Below are 15883 nucleotides of genomic sequence, written 5' to 3'. Positions count from 1 at the left end.
TTGGTTATGAGCGTGGGCGAAGACAGCAGCGGCAAGGCCGATCGGCGAGGGCGTTCCTGGCGTGATGTCGATCTTAGGGCTGTGGCACCGTTTGCAGCGCTGGTGCTGCTCCTGATCGTAGGCGCATTGGTCAACCCGAACTTCATCGGCATTACCAATCTCACCAATGTCGCGACGAGATGCGCCTATATCGCGATCATCGCGGTCGGCGCCACCTTCGTCATCTCCGCTGGCGATCTCGATTTGTCTGTCGGCGCGATGGTCGCCTTCGTCGCAAGCCTGATGATCCTCTTGATGAATTCAGGCGTCATCGCCGATCCGGCCCTGATGTTAGCGGCGGCTGTAATGTTCTCGATCGTCGCCGGTCTCCTGTGCGGCCTGGCCAATGGTCTGATTACGACCATGGGCAAGATCGAGCCGTTCATCGCGACCCTGGGCACAATGGGCGTCTACCGTGGCTTGACGACCTGGCTGTCGCAGGGCGGCGCGATCACCTTGCGCCCGGCAAATCTGCAGGCGCTCTATAAGCCCGCCTACTACGGCTCCGTGCTCGGCGTGCCGGTGCCGATCGTCGTCATCATTGTCGTCACCTGCATCGCGGCCTTCATCCTTTATCGCACGCGTTACGGGCGGCATGTCATCGCCGTGGGTTCCAGCCGCGACGTTGCGCGTTATTCCGGCGTGGCGGTCAATCGCGTGCGTACCGTCGCCTTCGTCATCCAGGGCCTGTGCGTGGCGATCGCCGTGCTTCTCTACGTGCCTCGCCTTGGCTCGACATCGGCAACGACGGGGAGCTTGTGGGAGTTGCAGGCGATCACGGCCGTCGTCGTTGGCGGTACGGCGCTGAAGGGCGGCGCGGGCAGGGTATGGGGTACCGTTTGCGGCGCCTTCATCCTCGAGCTAGTCGGCAACATCATGCTGCTTTCCAATTTCATCAGCGAGTATCTGCTCAGCGCCATCCAGGGCGCGATCATCATCATCGCAATGCTGGTTCAGCGCTCGCTTGCTCGCAAACAGCAATAACCGGGTCTAAGGGGCGCCCGGTCGTTATGACAATGCCCTGTCTCTATCTGGGAGGATGAAATATGCGTAAAAGACTATTTGGCCTGGCTGTCGCACTGGCGGCTCTCGCCAGCACCGTTCACGCCGAGGACAAGAAGGTTACCATCGGCGTTTCCATTCCGGCGGCGGACCATGGCTGGACCTCGGGCGTCGTCTTCCATGCCGAACGCGTCGCCAAGCTTTTGATGGCGGAACATCCGGGGCTTAACGTCATCGTCAAGACCTCACCGGACGCGGCGAGCCAGGCCAACGCGGTACAGGACCTCGAGACCCAGGGCATCGACGCTCTCGTGATCCTGCCGTCGGACCCCGATCCGCTGGTCAACGCCATCAAGGAAGTCAAGGACAAGGGCAAGTTCGTCGCTCTCGTCGACCGTGCGCCGAGCAACAACGACAATTCCGTCCGCGACCTCTATGTTGCTGGCAACAATCCTGCACTTGGTCAGACGGCGGGCGAATATATCAAGGCCCATACCCCGAATGCTCAGGTCGTCGTCATCCGCGGGCTGCCGATCCCGATCGACCAGCAGCGTCAGGACGGTTTCGACAAGGGTATCGCCGGCTCCAACGTCAAGGTTCTCGATCGGCAATACGGCAACTGGAACCGCGACGACGCTTTCAAGGTCATGCAGGACTATCTGACGAAATTCCCGAAGATCGACGTAGTCTGGTGCCAGGATGACGACATGGCCGTCGGCGTGCTGCAGGCGATCGACCAGGCCAAGCGCACCGACATCCAATATGTCATCGCCGGCGCCGGTTCGAAGGATATGGTCAAGAAGGTCATGGACGGCGACAAGCTGATCCCGGTCGATGTGCTTTATCCGCCGGCGATGGTCGGGACCGCCATGGAACTGACTGCTTCCAACTTCTACAATCAGGTTCCGGTCCGCGGCAATTATATCCTGGATGCGACCTTGGTCACCAAGGACAATGCCAAGGATTTCTACTTCGCCGATTCGCCGTTCTGATTGGTTGATCCACACATTTCGAGCGAGGCGCCCGCCGGTTCCGGCGGGCGTTTTTTGTAAGTTCTGCCACTGAGTTTATCTCGGTGCGGCGATTTTTGCGGCACGTACCTCTTGCCGTCGAAGGCAGGCCGTGATTAGGTCTGCCTGCATTCGACTTTCGGCCAGACGGCCCTATTGTTTTTGAGGGAAGGACGCCTCGTTCGCCCCGAATGAGGTGTTGAAACGCTTCGGAAACGTTTGCAGCACACGACCAGGGAGGAATTACGCATGAAGACGATCAAGGGCCCAGGCCTGTTTCTCGGGCAATTCGCAAGTGACGAAGCTCCGTTCAACTCGTGGGATTCGATCACGAAATGGGCGGCTGAGGCCGGCTATGTCGGCGTGCAGGTTCCGACCTGGGCAGGCCAGCTCATCGACCTGAAGAAGGCCGCGACCTCCAAAGACTATTGCGATGAATTCGCCGGCGTCGCCCGCGCCAACGGCGTCGAGGTCACCGAGCTTTCGACCCATCTGCAGGGCCAGCTCGTTGCCGTGCACCCGGCCTATGACGAGGCTTTCGATGGCTTTGCGGCGCCGGAAGTGCGCGGCAATCCCAAGGCGCGGCAGGAATGGGCTGTCGAGCAGGTGAAGATGGCGCTGTCGGCTTCCAGGCATCTCGGCATCAAGGCGCATGCGACCTTCTCCGGCGCGCTTGCCTGGCCGTTCCTCTATCCCTGGCCGCAGCGTCCGGCCGGCCTGGTCGAAACCGCCTTCGACGAGCTTGCCCGCCGCTGGACGCCGATCCTCAATCATGCCGATTCCTGCGGCGTCGATATCGCCTACGAAATCCATCCCGGCGAAGATCTGCACGACGGCATCACCTTCGAAATGTTCCTGGAGCGGGTCGGCAACCATCCGCGCGCCAACATGCTCTATGACCCGTCGCACTATGTCCTGCAGTGCCTCGACTATCTCGACCACCTCGATATCTACAAGGACCGCATCAAGATGTTCCACGTCAAGGATGCGGAGTTCAATCCGACCGGACGTCAGGGCGTCTATGGCGGCTATCAGAGCTGGGTCAACCGCGCCGGCCGCTTCCGCTCGCCTGGCGACGGGCAGGTCGATTTCGGCTCGATCTTCTCGAAGCTGACCGCCAATGATTTTGACGGCTGGGCCGTAGTCGAATGGGAATGCTGCCTCAAGCATCCGGAAGACGGCGCGCGCGAAGGTGCCGAATTCGTCAAGTCGCACATCATCCGCGTCACCGAGAAGGCGTTCGACGACTTTGCCGGCAGCGGCACGGATCAGGCTGCCAACCGGCGCATGCTGGGGCTTTGATAATTCTCTCTTCTCCCCCCCGGGAGAAGAGGGGGCCACCCTGGTCCTTCGAGGCTTCACTCTTTCGCAGAGCTCAGGAGGCTCCGCACCTCAGGATGAGGGCGGAGCGGGCTTTTGCGAAATTCCATGGGAGCCATCCTTGGTATCTGTGGGTGGAAGAGGTTTTGCCGCAAAAGATCAGCCTCACCCTGAGGTGGCCCGCAGGGCCCTCGAAGGGCGAGGCGGGTTGTTTGGAACGGCAGGCACCAAATCTTCCTCCGTGAGGGGGAATTCTAATTCATTCAGGAGGAATCTATGGCAATCGAAGGATCATCGGAGCAGACGCGTGAGCCGCGCATTCGGCTTGGCATGGTGGGTGGAGGCGCGGGCGCCTTCATCGGTGCGGTGCACCGTATCGCCGCGCGCATAGACGACCAGTTCGATCTCGTCGCTGGCGCGCTGTCGGCCTCGCCGGACAAGGCCATCGCTTCGGGCCGCGATCTCGGTCTCGATCCGTCCCGCACCTATGCCAGCTATCGTGACATGGCAATCCGCGAAGCCAAGCTGAAGAACGGCATCGAAGCGGTTTCGATCGTTACGCCGAACCATGTTCACTACGACGCCGCCAAGGAATTTCTGAGGCGCGGCATCCATGTTATCTGCGACAAGCCGCTGACCTCCAACCTTGCCGATGCCAAGAAGCTGAAGAAAGTGGCCGACGAAAGCGGTGCACTGTTCATCCTGACCCACAACTATACCGGCTATCCGATGGTCCGCCAGGCGCGTGAGATGATCGCGAATGGCGAGCTCGGCGATATCCGTATCGTGCAGGCGGAATATCCGCAGGACTGGCTGACTGAAAATATCGAGCAGTCGGGCCAGAAGCAGGCCGCCTGGCGCACCGATCCGTCGCAGTCCGGCGCTGGCGGCTCCACCGGCGATATCGGTACGCACGCCTATAACCTCGCCTCCTTCGTCACCGGCCTGGAACTCGACAGCCTCGCCGCCGATCTCGACAGCTTCGTCGAAGGCCGCCGTCTTGATGACAATGGCCATCTGCTGCTGAGGTTCAAAGCCAGGGGTTCGGAGAAGCCGGCCAAGGGCATGCTGTGGTGCAGCCAGGTGGCGCCGGGTCATGAGAATGGCCTCAAGCTCCGCGTCTACGGCACCAAGGGCGGCATCGAATGGACGCAGGCCGACCCCAACTATCTCTGGTACACGCCGTTCGGCGAGCCGAAGCGCCTGATCACCCGCAATGGTGCCGGCTCCGGTGCGGCCGCTGCGCGCGTGTCGCGCATCCCGTCCGGCCATCCGGAAGGCTATCTCGAAGCCTTCGCGACTATCTACACGGAAGCTGCGCGCGCTATCAACGCCCGCAAGAAGGGCGTGGCGGTCGATCCAGGCGTCGTCTTCCCGACCGTCGATGACGGCGTAAAGGGCGTCGCTTTCGTCGAGGCCTGCGTTGCTTCTTCGAGGCGCAATGGTGCCTGGGTCAAGCTCTGATCCCGTGCGTATGGGACGGCGGGTTGTTTGCCGTCCCATCCTCCTCGACTTCTGACTGCAACGTTGCAGTTTTGTCATTTCGGGACTGTACAAGGACGTTTTCGTAGGTTTAAACCGCGCGCAAGCCCAATGTCGTGAGTGCGGGTCGATCGCACCCGGCCGTCCCGCCGTTTGAGAGAAACGAGGTTAGTCATGATTGATCCCAAGAGCTTTGCCGCCCGTTTCCCGGGCGATTTCACGTTCGGCGTCGCCACTGCCGCCTTCCAGATCGAAGGCGCCACCAAAGCGGACGGCCGCAAGCCGTCGATCTGGGATGCCTTCGCCAACATGCCGGGCCGCGTCTATCATCGCCACAACGGTGATGTCGCCTGCGATCATTACAACCGCCTGGAACAGGATCTCGATCTGATCAAGGAGATGGGCGTCGAGGCTTATCGCTTCTCGATCGCATGGCCGCGCATCATTCCTGACGGTACGGGTCCGGTGAACGAAGCCGGTCTCGATTTCTACGACCGTCTCGTTGATGGCTGCAAGGCGCGCGGCATCAAGACCTTCGCGACGCTTTATCACTGGGACCTACCGCTGACGCTTGCCGGCGACGGCGGCTGGACGGCGCGTTCGACGGCTTATGCCTATCAGCGTTATGCGAAGACCGTCGTGAGCCGCCTCGGCGACCGCCTGGATTCGATCGCCACTTTCAATGAGCCCTGGTGCATCGTCTGGCTTAGCCACCTCTACGGCATCCACGCGCCGGGCGAGCGCAACATGCAGGCAGCGCTTTATGCCATGCACACCATGAACCTCGCGCACGGCCTTGGCGTCGAGGCGATCCGCGCGGAAGCGCCCAAGGTGCCAGTTGGTATCGTGCTCAATGCCGCCTCCATCCTTCCGGGTTCCGATAGTGCCGAAGATCAGGCAGCCGTCGAGCGCGCGCATCAGTTCCACAACGGCGCCTTCTTCGATCCGATCTTCAAGGGTCAGTATCCGAAGGAATTCATCGGGGCTCTCGGCGACCGCATGCCGGCCATCGAAGACGGCGATCTGAAGATCATCAACCAGAAGCTCGATTGGTGGGGTCTGAACTACTATATGCCGATGCGCGTCTCCGATGACGCCTCGAAGAGCGGCGATTTCCCCTGGACGAAGGAGGCACCGCCGGCGAGCGACGTGAAGACCGACATCGGCTGGGAGATCTACGCACCGGGCCTGAAGCACGTGGTGGAAGATCTCTACAAGCGCTACGAACTGCCGGAATGCTATATCACCGAGAACGGCGCCTGCTACAACATGGGGGTCGTCAACGGCGAAGTCGACGACCAGCCGCGCCTCGATTACTACATCGACCATCTCGGCGTCGTCGCAGACCTGATCAAGGACGGTTATCCCATGCGCGGTTATTTCGCCTGGAGCCTGATGGATAATTTCGAATGGGCGGAAGGTTACCGCATGCGCTTCGGTCTCGTGCATGTCGATTACGAGACGCAGGTGCGCACGGTGAAGAAGAGCGGCAAGTGGTATCGCGAACTCGCCGGTCAGTTTCCGAAGGGGAATCATAAGGCGGCTTAAGGGACGGATGGGTGTCGTCCGAATCGCTGGCGCTTGATAGGTTTCGCGCATGATCCAGTGCCCGCTTTCCTTCTACGCGCTCTGCGGCAGTCAAAGACAGGCCTCCACCAGCCGCCGGCTGCTGGAGGCTCTGCGACTGATATCGCCTGACGGAGTTTCCATCGAAATCTGTGACTTGATCGGCAATCTGCCGATCTTCAATCCGGATCAAGAGGGCGACAGGACGCCTCCTGTCGTCGAAACATTTGCCGCGAAGATCCGCGATGCGGACGGGCTGATCGTATCCTGTCCGGAATATGCCCATGGCATCCCCGGCGGTTTCAAGAACGCTTTGGATTGGCTGGTGTCGCGTGACGAAGTGCCGTTCAAGCCGCTGATGTTTGCGCACGCTTCGCATCGCGGCGATCTTGTGCTGGAGCAACTGACCGAAGTGTTGAAGACCATGTCGCTCCGTATCGTGCCGGAGGCTTTTCTGCGCGTGCCGCTCGCCGGCAAGAGCGATGAGGCGCAGGCGGCAGTCCTGGCGGAGATGCAAGAGAACGGCACGCTGAGGGGCAGCCTTGATCGTTTTGCGCAGGCAATCCGCGAATTTACATGAATGCTTGCTGCGCCAATGAATTTACAACCTTGTCACGCAATAATCATAGGTTCGCTTTAACCGTTTTTTGAAGACCTGAAGGCACACTCCAAAGTCAAGGAGAAGTGCATTGGGAGCAGTTTTCAAGTCAATCCAGCGGAACACGCAAATCGGTCGTCATTCCATCGTGACGGCCGTTTTGTTTTCGTTCGCTCTGGTCGTCACAGTTGTCACGCTGATGGTGCTGACGGCGATCGGTCGGGTGGCGGACTATTCCAACAAATTGGACGACGAACGCTCCTGGGAAACCACCGCCGGCGCGCTGAAGACCTTCGAGGGCCTGCTCGACGCGACGCTGCATGACTATGCGGCGCGAAATGCCGCCGCCAGGAATGTCTATGAAGAGAACGATCAGGACTGGATCGCCGGCAACTACGGCGAAATGTCCTCCGATGGCGCCCTATTCGACATGGCGCTGGTCGTCGATGACAACAACCAGCCCGTCATTGCCTATCGCGACGGCAAACCGATGACTGACAAGGTCGAGGATGTCTTTGATGCCTCGATCTGGGCCCTGGTGGATCAGGTGCGCAAGACGCGGGTGACCGGCGTGCCAGAGGCGAGCGGCTATGTGATGACCGACAAAGGCATCGCCGCCGTCGGTGTCGCAACGATCCGCCAAAAGTCCGGTCATATCCCCGTGCCGGAAGGCGAGCGCCGCTATCTGATTTTCGTCCGCCACCTCGATGCCGCCAAGATCAAGATGCTCTCCAATACCTATGTCATCAGCGGCCTCAGGCTGGTGCCGCCGGACACGACTGCGCGCTATGCCGTCTCGATCGTCGATCCGCTCGGCAAGCCGCTCGGGCGGCTGGTCTGGACCTCGCGCGGGCCCGGTGACGTCAGCTATCAACAGGCGCGTCCGCTGGTGGTCGGCGCCCTCGGCCTGGTCGGCATGTTTTTCGTGGTGCTGCTGATATTGGGGTCGCTGGCAGGCCGACGGCTGAGGGCGGAAGAGACGCTGGCGCGGCAGGGCTCGTTGCGAGACCGGCTCAGCGGCCTTCTCAACCGCGAGGGCCTGCGCGTCGATGTCGACCGATTGGTGGAGAGCGCCCGGGCCGACGGCAGCAATGTCCTGCTGCTCTATCTCGACCTCGATGGCTTCAAGGAGATCAATGACTCCTATGGCCACGGCACCGGCGACCAGTTGATCCGCGCCGTCGCCGCCGGGCTGAATGTGCTCATTCCGCCGACGGCGACGCTCGCACGGCTTGGCGGCGACGAGTTCGCCGTCGCCTTTCCGACCAAGGAATTGAACGACGCGCCAGCGCTCAGGCTTGCCGAACAGGTGCTGGATTTCTTTGCTGAGCCATTGGAGATCGGCCGCCGCGTGGTCGTGGTCGGCGCCAGCATCGGCATTGCCAGCTCGCCCGAGGGCCGGATCGACCGCGAGGAACTGGTGCGCCGCGCCGACCTTGCCATGTACAAGGCCAAGGAAGCCGGCCGCGCCCGCATGACCTGCTATGAGACGGCCATGGACGCCGATCGCGAGGAACGCAACGCGCTGGAACTTGACCTGCGCAATGCCATCGAAAAGGAAGAGTTGACGCTCGCCTATCAGCCGCTGGTCGACGCCAAGACCCATGAGATCACCGGCGTCGAGGCGTTGGTGCGCTGGAACAGGCCCGGTCACGGGCCGATTTCGCCCGATGCTTTCATTCCCGTTGCCGAGACGAGCGGCTTGATCGAGGCACTCGGGTTGCTCGTGCTGCGCAAAGCCTGCGAGGCGGCGCAGCAATGGCCGGACCTGCGGATCGCGGTCAACGTCTCGCCGGGACAATTCCGCAATCCCGCTTTTGCGGACTATGTCCGGCATGTCCTGAACCGTACCGAGATCGAAGCCGAACGCATCACGCTGGAAATCACCGAAGGCTATATCATCCAGAATCCGGAGCGCACCCGGCAATCGATAGAGCGGCTGAAGGCGCTCGGCGTCAAGGTGGCGCTCGATGACTTCGGCTCGGGCTTCTCGTCGATCGGCTATCTCCGCCAATTCGGCTTCGACCGCATCAAGATCGACCGGTCGCTCACGATGGATGTGCTAACGGATAGCCGTGCTCGCGAGATGCTGCAGGCGACGGTGGCGTTGGCGCGTTCGCTCGACATTCCCGTGACGGCTGAAGGCATCGAGACGGAAGAGCAGGGGATCGCCCTGGAACTCTTCGGTTGCGATGAGCTGCAGGGTTATTTCTTCGCCAAGCCGCTGCCGGAAGCCGAAATCAGCAAGCGGCTGAAGGCGCAGACGGCCCGCGCGCTTGAAGGCGAGCAAGAAGCAGCCGCCTGAATTCTTTAGCCGCCTATATGTTCCTGGCCGCGCTTGCGGGCGAGCATGACCTGGCGCTGGCGCTCGCGGAAGCGCTTGCGGTCTTCCTCGGTGCGGTCGTGATAGCATTGGCTGCAGGACACGCCGGCTTCATAGAAAGGCGAGGTGATCTCTTCGGCGGTGATGGGATTGCGGCAGGCATGGCAGAGCTTGTAGTTGCCTTCCTTCAGGCCATGTTCGACGGAAACGCGTTCGTCGAAGACGAAGCAGGCGCCTTCCCACAGACTTTCCTCAGCGGGCACATCCTCGAGATATTTCAAAATGCCGCCCTTGAGGTGGTAAACCTCGTCGAAACCCTGCTCTTTCATGAAGGCGGTTGCCTTCTCGCAGCGGATGCCACCGGTGCAATACATGGCAATCTTCGGCTTGTTGTGCAGGCCCTCGTTCTGGCGCACCCATTCCGGAAATTCTCGAAACGTCTTGGTCTTCGGATCGACCGCGCCCTTGAACAGACCGATCGCCGTCTCGTAATCGTTGCGCGTGTCGATGACGATCGTGTCCGGGTCGGAGATCAGCGCATTCCAGTCCTTCGGCGCGACATAGGTGCCGACGATCCTGGTGGGGTCGATATTCTCGACGCCCATGGTGACGATCTCTTTCTTCAGCTTCACCTTCATGCGCACGAAGGGCATTTTCGATGCCCGGCTTTCCTTGTGCTCCAGGTCTGAAAATTCCGGCTGGGCGCGCAGGAAAGAGAGGACAGTGCCAATGCCAGCATCCGTACCGGCGATGGTGCCGTTGATGCCTTCATGGGCGAGCAGCAGCGTGCCCTTGACGCCATTTGCTTCGCAGAGCGCAAGCAGCGGCTCCCGCAGGGCCTCGAAGCGCGGAAAGGAAACAAAATGATAGAGGGCGGCAACGAGGAATGCGCCGCCTGCCTCATGTCGTGGGGTGGAAAGGATGTCCGTCATGCCGCGGAAATACAATTTTGTGCGCCGGCAGGCAATCGGGATTTATCTTATGCGTCACAGTGGCCATCATCCGACTTGCGCCAGCCTCTGCAAAGATCTGCTGAGAAGAGATGAGTGGATCAGCCGGCCCAATTTGCGCGGGACGATCGATATGCGACGAGAGGTTAACGTGCCAAAGAACATACTGACTGTAAGAGCATATGTCCCGGCGGATGCCGATCTCACCATCGAGATATTCCTGAGAGCGATCCGGGAGGTGGCATCAAAGGATTATAATCAAGCCCAAGTCGATGCCTGGGCCAAGGTAGAAGACCGGGAAGCCTGGGCGAAACGCCGGTCAAGCAGGCCGGCCTGGATCGTCCAGTCCGGGATCGTGCCAATCGGATTTGCGGATCTGGTGCCCGACGGGCTGTTGGATATGATGTTTGTCCATCCCGATTATAAAGGCATGGGTGCTGCCAGCCTGCTCCTGAAGGCGATCGAGACAGAGGCAAGAAAACAGGGGCTCGGCCGCATTTTTACCGAGGCAAGCCTTACCGCCAGACCATTCTTCGAACGACGAGGCTTCCGCGTCCTGGCATCGCAGAGGGTGGAAAAGCGCGGGCAGATGCTCGAAAATTTCCGCATGGAGAAATTTCTTCGATAGCTTGGCGTTGAACGCGTGGGAGAGATTTCCCCAATCTCCCGCCTTCCAGCCAAAGTTGCTGGATCTTCCCCGCTTCCTGCTTCGTTGGTCCGCAAAAACTCGGCGGGCCATTTGAAGGTTAACTGCGCGACAAAGGGGACATCGATATCAATGTCCCCCTTCGTCCGGCAGTGTCTATGGCTGCAGCGCCACCTGCAGTTTTGCGATATTCCCATTGAAGGGGAACGGCACCTGATAGTCGTTGTCCTCTACGCCTGTCCGCGTATCGACCCCCACATCGAAGGTCTCGTCCCACGGCATTAGTGCTGGAATTGTGTGCGGAATTTTCTCGTTGGCAACCTCAGTGCCATCCACCTTGAGGACGCCGGTTCCACCTTTGCCGAAACCGGGGCCATCGGATTTGAAATCGAACACAAGGGTGTGCTTGCCGGGCGCCAAGGCATCGTGACCCTCCCAACGAAAGCGTTCCATATCAACAAAATTGTACAGGAATACCGGTTTGCCTTTGAGCAGATAGAAGCCGTATCCGCCGAAGCGCCCACCAGTGGTGACAAGCATGCCTTCACCACCGCCCTGCGGTATCTCCACCTCCGCTGTGATAGTGTAAGATCTGTTCACGATGTTCGGAGCGTTGCTGGACGGAATACCGGATATCACGCCGGAATACGTGAAGTCATTTCGTCCGGCTGTGGCACTTGGCCGTGGGGTGAGGAGGCGCTCCAGGATCGAATTATCAAGTGGGAAGACGTTGTATTTCGCCGCTTCCATGAGAAACAGCTCCTGCATCTCGTGCAACTTGTCTGGCATCTTGGCGGCGAGATCGTTGTTTTCCGAAAAGTCCTCCGTGAGGTTATATAATTCCCATTTGTAGCCGTTGACGACGTCGGGCATTTTAGTCGTGCCCATCAGCCAAGGCGGTGCGGGCGGCGTCGTGGCGGCGATCCAGCCGTCATTATAGATCGCGCGGTTGCCGAACATCTCGAAATATTGCGTCGTGCGCGCCGACGGAGCTTGGGCATTGTCCCAGCTATAGGCCATGCTGACGCCTTCGATCGGCTTTTGCGCCACTCCATTGACCATGACAGGCGCCTGGATTCCAGTCGCCTCTAGGATGGTGGGAACAATGTCGATCACATGGTGGAACTGACTGCGGATGCCGCCGGCGTCCTTGATCCGCGCTGGCCAGGCCATCGCCATGCCCTGCCTCGTACCGCCGAAATGCGAGGCGACCTGCTTCGTCCATTTGAACGGCGTGTCAAAGGCCCATGACCACGCCACCGACATATGCGGGTACGTTTTGTCGGAACCCCAGACGTCGTAGAACTTCATCTGATCCGCGACCGGAATCTGCATCCCCTCGATGGTGATCAATTCGTTGGGGGTGCCAAGTGTGCTGCCTTCGGCACTCGTGCCATTGTCGCCTTCGATGTAGATGACAAGCGTGTTGTTGAGCTTGCCCAGATCGTCGATTGCCTGGATCACCCTTCCGATTTCGTGATCGGAATAAGCGACATAGGCGGCGAAAACTTCGGCCTGTCGCGCAAACAACTTCTTGCTGTCCGCATCCAAGCTATCCCACTTCGGTAGGTCGTCGGGCCACGGAGTTAGTTGCGTATTCGCAGGAATGACCCCGAGCCGCTTCTGGTTGGCGAAAATCTGTTCGCGCATTTCGTTCCAACCCATGTCAAACTTGCCTTTGAACTTGTCTATCCACTCCTGGGTCGGATGGTGAGGCGCATGGGTGGCTCCTGGTACGAAATAGACGAAGAACGGCCTGTCAGGAGCGGCCGCATTCAGTTGCTTGATATGGTCAATGGCATTGTCGGCTTCGTCCGTGGTAAGGTTGTAACCCGGCTTACCAACCCATGGGAAAATCTGGGTCGTGTTTTGGAATAAGTATGGCGTCCATTGGTTGCTGTCGCCGCCCATGAAGCCGTAGAAATATTCAAAGCCCATCCCCACGGGCCATTGATCGAACGGTCCGGCACTGCTGTATTGGAAAGCGGGGGTGTTATGGTTCTTGCCGAACCACGACGTTGCGAAGCCGTTCTGCTTCAGAATTTCGCCGATCGTGGCGTTGTCTACGCCAATGACGGAATCGTAACCGGGGTAACCGGTTGCCTGCTCGGAAATGACCCCGAAGCCCGACGAATGATGGTTCCGCCCGGTGATCAGTGCCGCCCTCGTCGGAGAACAGAGCGCTGTCGAATGAAACTGCGTGTAGCGAAGGCCCGCTTTCGCAACGCGATCCAAGGCAGGCGTCGGGATGACGCCGCCAAATGTACCGGCAACACCGTAACCCGCATCATCGGTCATGATGAGCAGGATATTCGGCGCGCCCTTTGGCGGCACGATCTGAGGCGGCCAATAAGGTTTGGAGTTCTTGGCGTCGAGGCCAATTTGTCCGCCGAATGCCGGGGGCGGGTTCGGAAGATATCTTCCGTCGATCGTTGTCGTTGCGCTGGGCGAACCAGGTTCGCCTGTGACCTGTTGGGCGCTTGCCCGGTCGAATGAAACGGCGGTTAAACTCAATGTGGCGAGAAATAGTGTTCCAATTCTCAACATCGTCTTGTCCTCCCAACCCGATGAAGTCGAGACCTTGGCATGATGCCGAAAAGTGACAAGTACGTTACGGTTAATGAGACGCGGTCGCTGACGTCGGGCCGTTATGACACCACAAGCACGCGGCGGCAGTGGTTGCTTTTGAATGGAAATTTTCGTCCGAGAGAGTCGCTACCTAACGGAGAGGAATTGCCTACAATCTTTGCTGATGGAATTGATTTCCTCAATCCCCGGCTTCCAGCCAAAGTCGTTTGATCGTCCGCGCTTCCTGCTTCGGTTCGTCGGCAAACAGCCAGCGGGCCTTGGCCAGCGCATCCTGGCGGGCGGTTTGCTGGCGGGAGATGATCGCCTCCAGCAGGCGGGCGCGGTCGTCATTTCCGTTGAAGAGATGCGGCTCGCGATCGGTAACTTCGGAAAGCATCGACAGATCGAGATAGCGGCCAAGCACATCGACCAGCGCCTTCGCTTCCAGCTGTTTTGCGCGCATGGCCGACGGCCAGATGTCGCGCAAAAGCGCATGATGCATCCAGCAATCCTGGCCGCGTTTGCGCAACTCGTGAAATTGGTCGGTATGAGCTTCTGCATGGCATTCGGCGAGTGCCTTCGCCGCCTTGCGCCCTATCTTGCGCCAGCTTTTTTGAAAGATGCGTCCGGCCTCGCGTCGGCCGCTGTCGAAAGAGATCGCGCTCAGCGCCTCCAACGCTTCTCGGCAGGTGGTAATCGCGGATTCCGCCTTCTCCTCGAGGTCGGTATCCGCCTCCGACAGCCGATCGCGCCGGGCCGTGAGGACATCGATGACGCGTGCTAGCGCCTGTGCTTCTTCCTCGCATGTCGCCGTCTCGTGCAGATGACGACCGACCTCGATGAGAGCGGTCGCGTCGCGAACGTGGGAGAGCGTTCGCGCCATCTCCCGCAGCCTGTCATTTTCCTGTCGCTGGAACTCCGGCGCGCGGTGAGCGATCAGCCGGTAGAGCGCGCGCACGCGCTTGATATGCTTGCGCGCAGTGTGCACCGCCTCATGCAGTCCCTCCGGCCGATCGGTCAATGCTGCTATCGCCTTGCCGAGTTGACGCGCAGCGGCGGTATGCACATCGTCGTCGAAGGCCTTGTCAGGCCGAATGCGATAACTCATCGTATTCCTGTTCGAATTGCGTCGCGAGCGCCTGGTTGGAGTAGCGATATTCGCCGGTCACCTCGCGGCCAACCCAATCCGGCAATTCAGGATCATCGCTTTCGCACTCCATCTCGACCTCGGCGGTCACCAGGCCGCGATGCGCGCCGCGAAAGACGTCGACTTCCCAGACAAAGCCCTTGTAGGGCACCTTGTGGCGGGTCTTCTCGATGACAAGGCCGATGGCGTTGCCGAGCAGCTCTTCGGCATCGGCAACGGGGATCTCATATTCGAACTCGTCGCGCGTCATCGCCCTGCCAATCTTCATCGTGAGGGTGGCGACCGTGTCGTTCGTCAGGCGAACGCGCACGGAGCGATCGTCCATGGAGGCAATATAGGCCTGCCGTAGGGTAAGCTTCTCGGAAGTGAGGTCGCGCCATTGATCGCCGCGCACCAGAAACTTTCGCTCGATCTCTTTTGCCATGCGCTCGACATGCTCCGTCAGCATCATATTTGAATAGACTAACGGATGTTTTCGGGATTTCCTACCCTTGGTAATCAAACTTCGCTTTTGTCTCGACAAGGACCTCTCGGAAGGCTATTCGAACACCGGATTTCAATCGTTTTAAGGGAGCACGCCGACCATGGGCGAGAAAACCGAAAAGCTTCTTTCCATCCTGAAATTGCAGCCTGTCGTTCCCGTCCTCATTGTCGAAGATGCGAAATCGGCCGTGCCGCTCGCCCGGGCGCTGGTTGCCGGCGGTTTGAAAGCAATCGAGATCACGCTTCGCACTGCCGGTGCGCTCGATGCCGTCCGCGCCGTGGCGGAGGAAGTCGAAGGGGCTGAAGTCGGCACTGGCACGATCCTCAATGTCGCGCAGTGGGAAGCTGCCGTCGAAGCAGGCTCGAAGTTCATCGTCAGCCCCGGAACAACGCAAGAGTTGCTGGACGCTGCCCGCGGCTCCCACGTGCCGCTGCTGCCGGGTGCGGCGACGGCGAGCGAAGTCATGGCGTTGCGTGAGGAAGGCTACAAGGTGCTGAAGTTCTTTCCGGCCGAACAGGCTGGCGGCGCTGCCTATCTCAAGGCGCTGTCCTCGCCACTCGCAGGCACGCTGTTCTGCCCGACCGGCGGCATTTCGCTGAAGAATGCCCATGATTACCTGTCGCTGCCGAACGTCATCTGCGTCGGTGGCTCCTGGGTCGCGCCGAAGGAACTGGTCGCGGCAGGCGATTGGGCCGGGATCACCAAGCTCGCCGCCGAAGCGGCCGCACTGAAGGGCTAAGCTAAGGCC

General features: G+C 59.9%; 13 protein-coding genes. 9 read left to right on the top strand and 4 right to left on the bottom strand.

Annotated elements, in window-relative coordinates:
- Window positions 1–6: 6 nt before the first annotated feature.
- The 7 genes from PY649_RS10705 (at window position 7) to PY649_RS10675 (ending at window position 9322) form a co-directional block, all read left to right on the top strand.
- Window positions 7–1023, top strand: a complete 1017-nt coding sequence (locus PY649_RS10705) for an ABC transporter permease (RefSeq protein ID WP_285868314.1) — start codon at window positions 7–9, stop codon at window positions 1021–1023.
- Between the two features lie 62 nt (window positions 1024–1085).
- Window positions 1086–2033 carry a substrate-binding domain-containing protein gene (locus PY649_RS10700; RefSeq protein WP_285868313.1) on the top strand — a complete coding sequence of 316 codons (948 nt, stop codon included), beginning with the start codon at window positions 1086–1088 and terminating at the stop codon, window positions 2031–2033.
- A gap of 267 nt (window positions 2034–2300) precedes the next feature.
- The gene (locus PY649_RS10695; RefSeq protein WP_285868312.1) at window positions 2301–3353 is read left to right on the top strand and encodes a sugar phosphate isomerase/epimerase family protein; all 1053 of its coding nucleotides are present in this window, start codon (window positions 2301–2303) and stop codon (window positions 3351–3353) included.
- A gap of 294 nt (window positions 3354–3647) precedes the next feature.
- Entirely contained in the window at window positions 3648–4835 is a 1188-nt protein-coding gene (locus tag PY649_RS10690; protein ID WP_285868311.1) for a Gfo/Idh/MocA family protein, read from the top strand.
- A gap of 192 nt (window positions 4836–5027) precedes the next feature.
- Window positions 5028–6401, top strand: coding sequence for a GH1 family beta-glucosidase (locus PY649_RS10685; protein WP_285868310.1), 1374 nt, complete (start codon window positions 5028–5030; stop codon window positions 6399–6401).
- Window positions 6402–6450: 49 nt separating this feature from the next.
- On the top strand, window positions 6451–6999 hold the full coding sequence (locus tag PY649_RS10680) for an NADPH-dependent FMN reductase (protein WP_432761347.1): 549 nt from the start codon (window positions 6451–6453) through the stop codon (window positions 6997–6999).
- A 109-nt stretch (window positions 7000–7108) separates the two neighbouring features.
- The gene (locus PY649_RS10675) at window positions 7109–9322 is read left to right on the top strand and encodes a bifunctional diguanylate cyclase/phosphodiesterase (protein ID WP_285868309.1); all 2214 of its coding nucleotides are present in this window, start codon (window positions 7109–7111) and stop codon (window positions 9320–9322) included.
- 5 nt (window positions 9323–9327) lie between these two features.
- On the opposite strand, the gene trhO is transcribed toward PY649_RS10675, so the two are convergent.
- On the bottom strand, window positions 9328–10272 hold the full coding sequence (trhO, locus tag PY649_RS10670) for an oxygen-dependent tRNA uridine(34) hydroxylase TrhO (protein ID WP_285868308.1): 945 nt from the start codon (window positions 10270–10272) through the stop codon (window positions 9328–9330).
- Between the two features lie 169 nt (window positions 10273–10441).
- Between trhO and PY649_RS10665 the strand changes: the two genes are divergently transcribed.
- The gene (locus tag PY649_RS10665) at window positions 10442–10918 is read left to right on the top strand and encodes a GNAT family N-acetyltransferase (RefSeq protein WP_285868307.1); all 477 of its coding nucleotides are present in this window, start codon (window positions 10442–10444) and stop codon (window positions 10916–10918) included.
- A gap of 174 nt (window positions 10919–11092) precedes the next feature.
- Here PY649_RS10665 and PY649_RS10660 read toward each other — a convergent pair whose 3' ends face one another.
- From PY649_RS10660 to PY649_RS10650, 3 genes are all read right to left on the bottom strand, one after another.
- Window positions 11093–13483: an arylsulfatase gene (locus PY649_RS10660; protein WP_285868306.1), complete on the bottom strand. Its 2391-nt coding sequence runs from the start codon at window positions 13481–13483 to the stop codon at window positions 11093–11095.
- Window positions 13484–13703: 220 nt separating this feature from the next.
- Window positions 13704–14612: a CHAD domain-containing protein gene (locus PY649_RS10655; protein ID WP_285868305.1), complete on the bottom strand. Its 909-nt coding sequence runs from the start codon at window positions 14610–14612 to the stop codon at window positions 13704–13706.
- Complete coding sequence (locus tag PY649_RS10650; RefSeq protein ID WP_285868304.1) at window positions 14590–15075, bottom strand: CYTH domain-containing protein; 486 nt, start codon at window positions 15073–15075, stop codon at window positions 14590–14592. Before PY649_RS10650 ends, PY649_RS10655 begins: the two co-directional genes overlap by 23 nt.
- Window positions 15076–15235: 160 nt before the next feature.
- Between PY649_RS10650 and PY649_RS10645 the strand changes: the two genes are divergently transcribed.
- The gene (locus PY649_RS10645) at window positions 15236–15874 is read left to right on the top strand and encodes a 2-dehydro-3-deoxy-phosphogluconate aldolase (protein WP_285868303.1); all 639 of its coding nucleotides are present in this window, start codon (window positions 15236–15238) and stop codon (window positions 15872–15874) included.
- Window positions 15875–15883: the final 9 nt, after the last annotated feature.

The organism is Rhizobium mayense (assembly GCF_030272705.1).
Lineage (GTDB): Bacteria > Pseudomonadota > Alphaproteobacteria > Rhizobiales > Rhizobiaceae > Rhizobium > Rhizobium mayense.
Note: the sequence above shows the minus strand (reverse complement) of the source record. Positions and strands in the feature narration are given on the sequence as shown.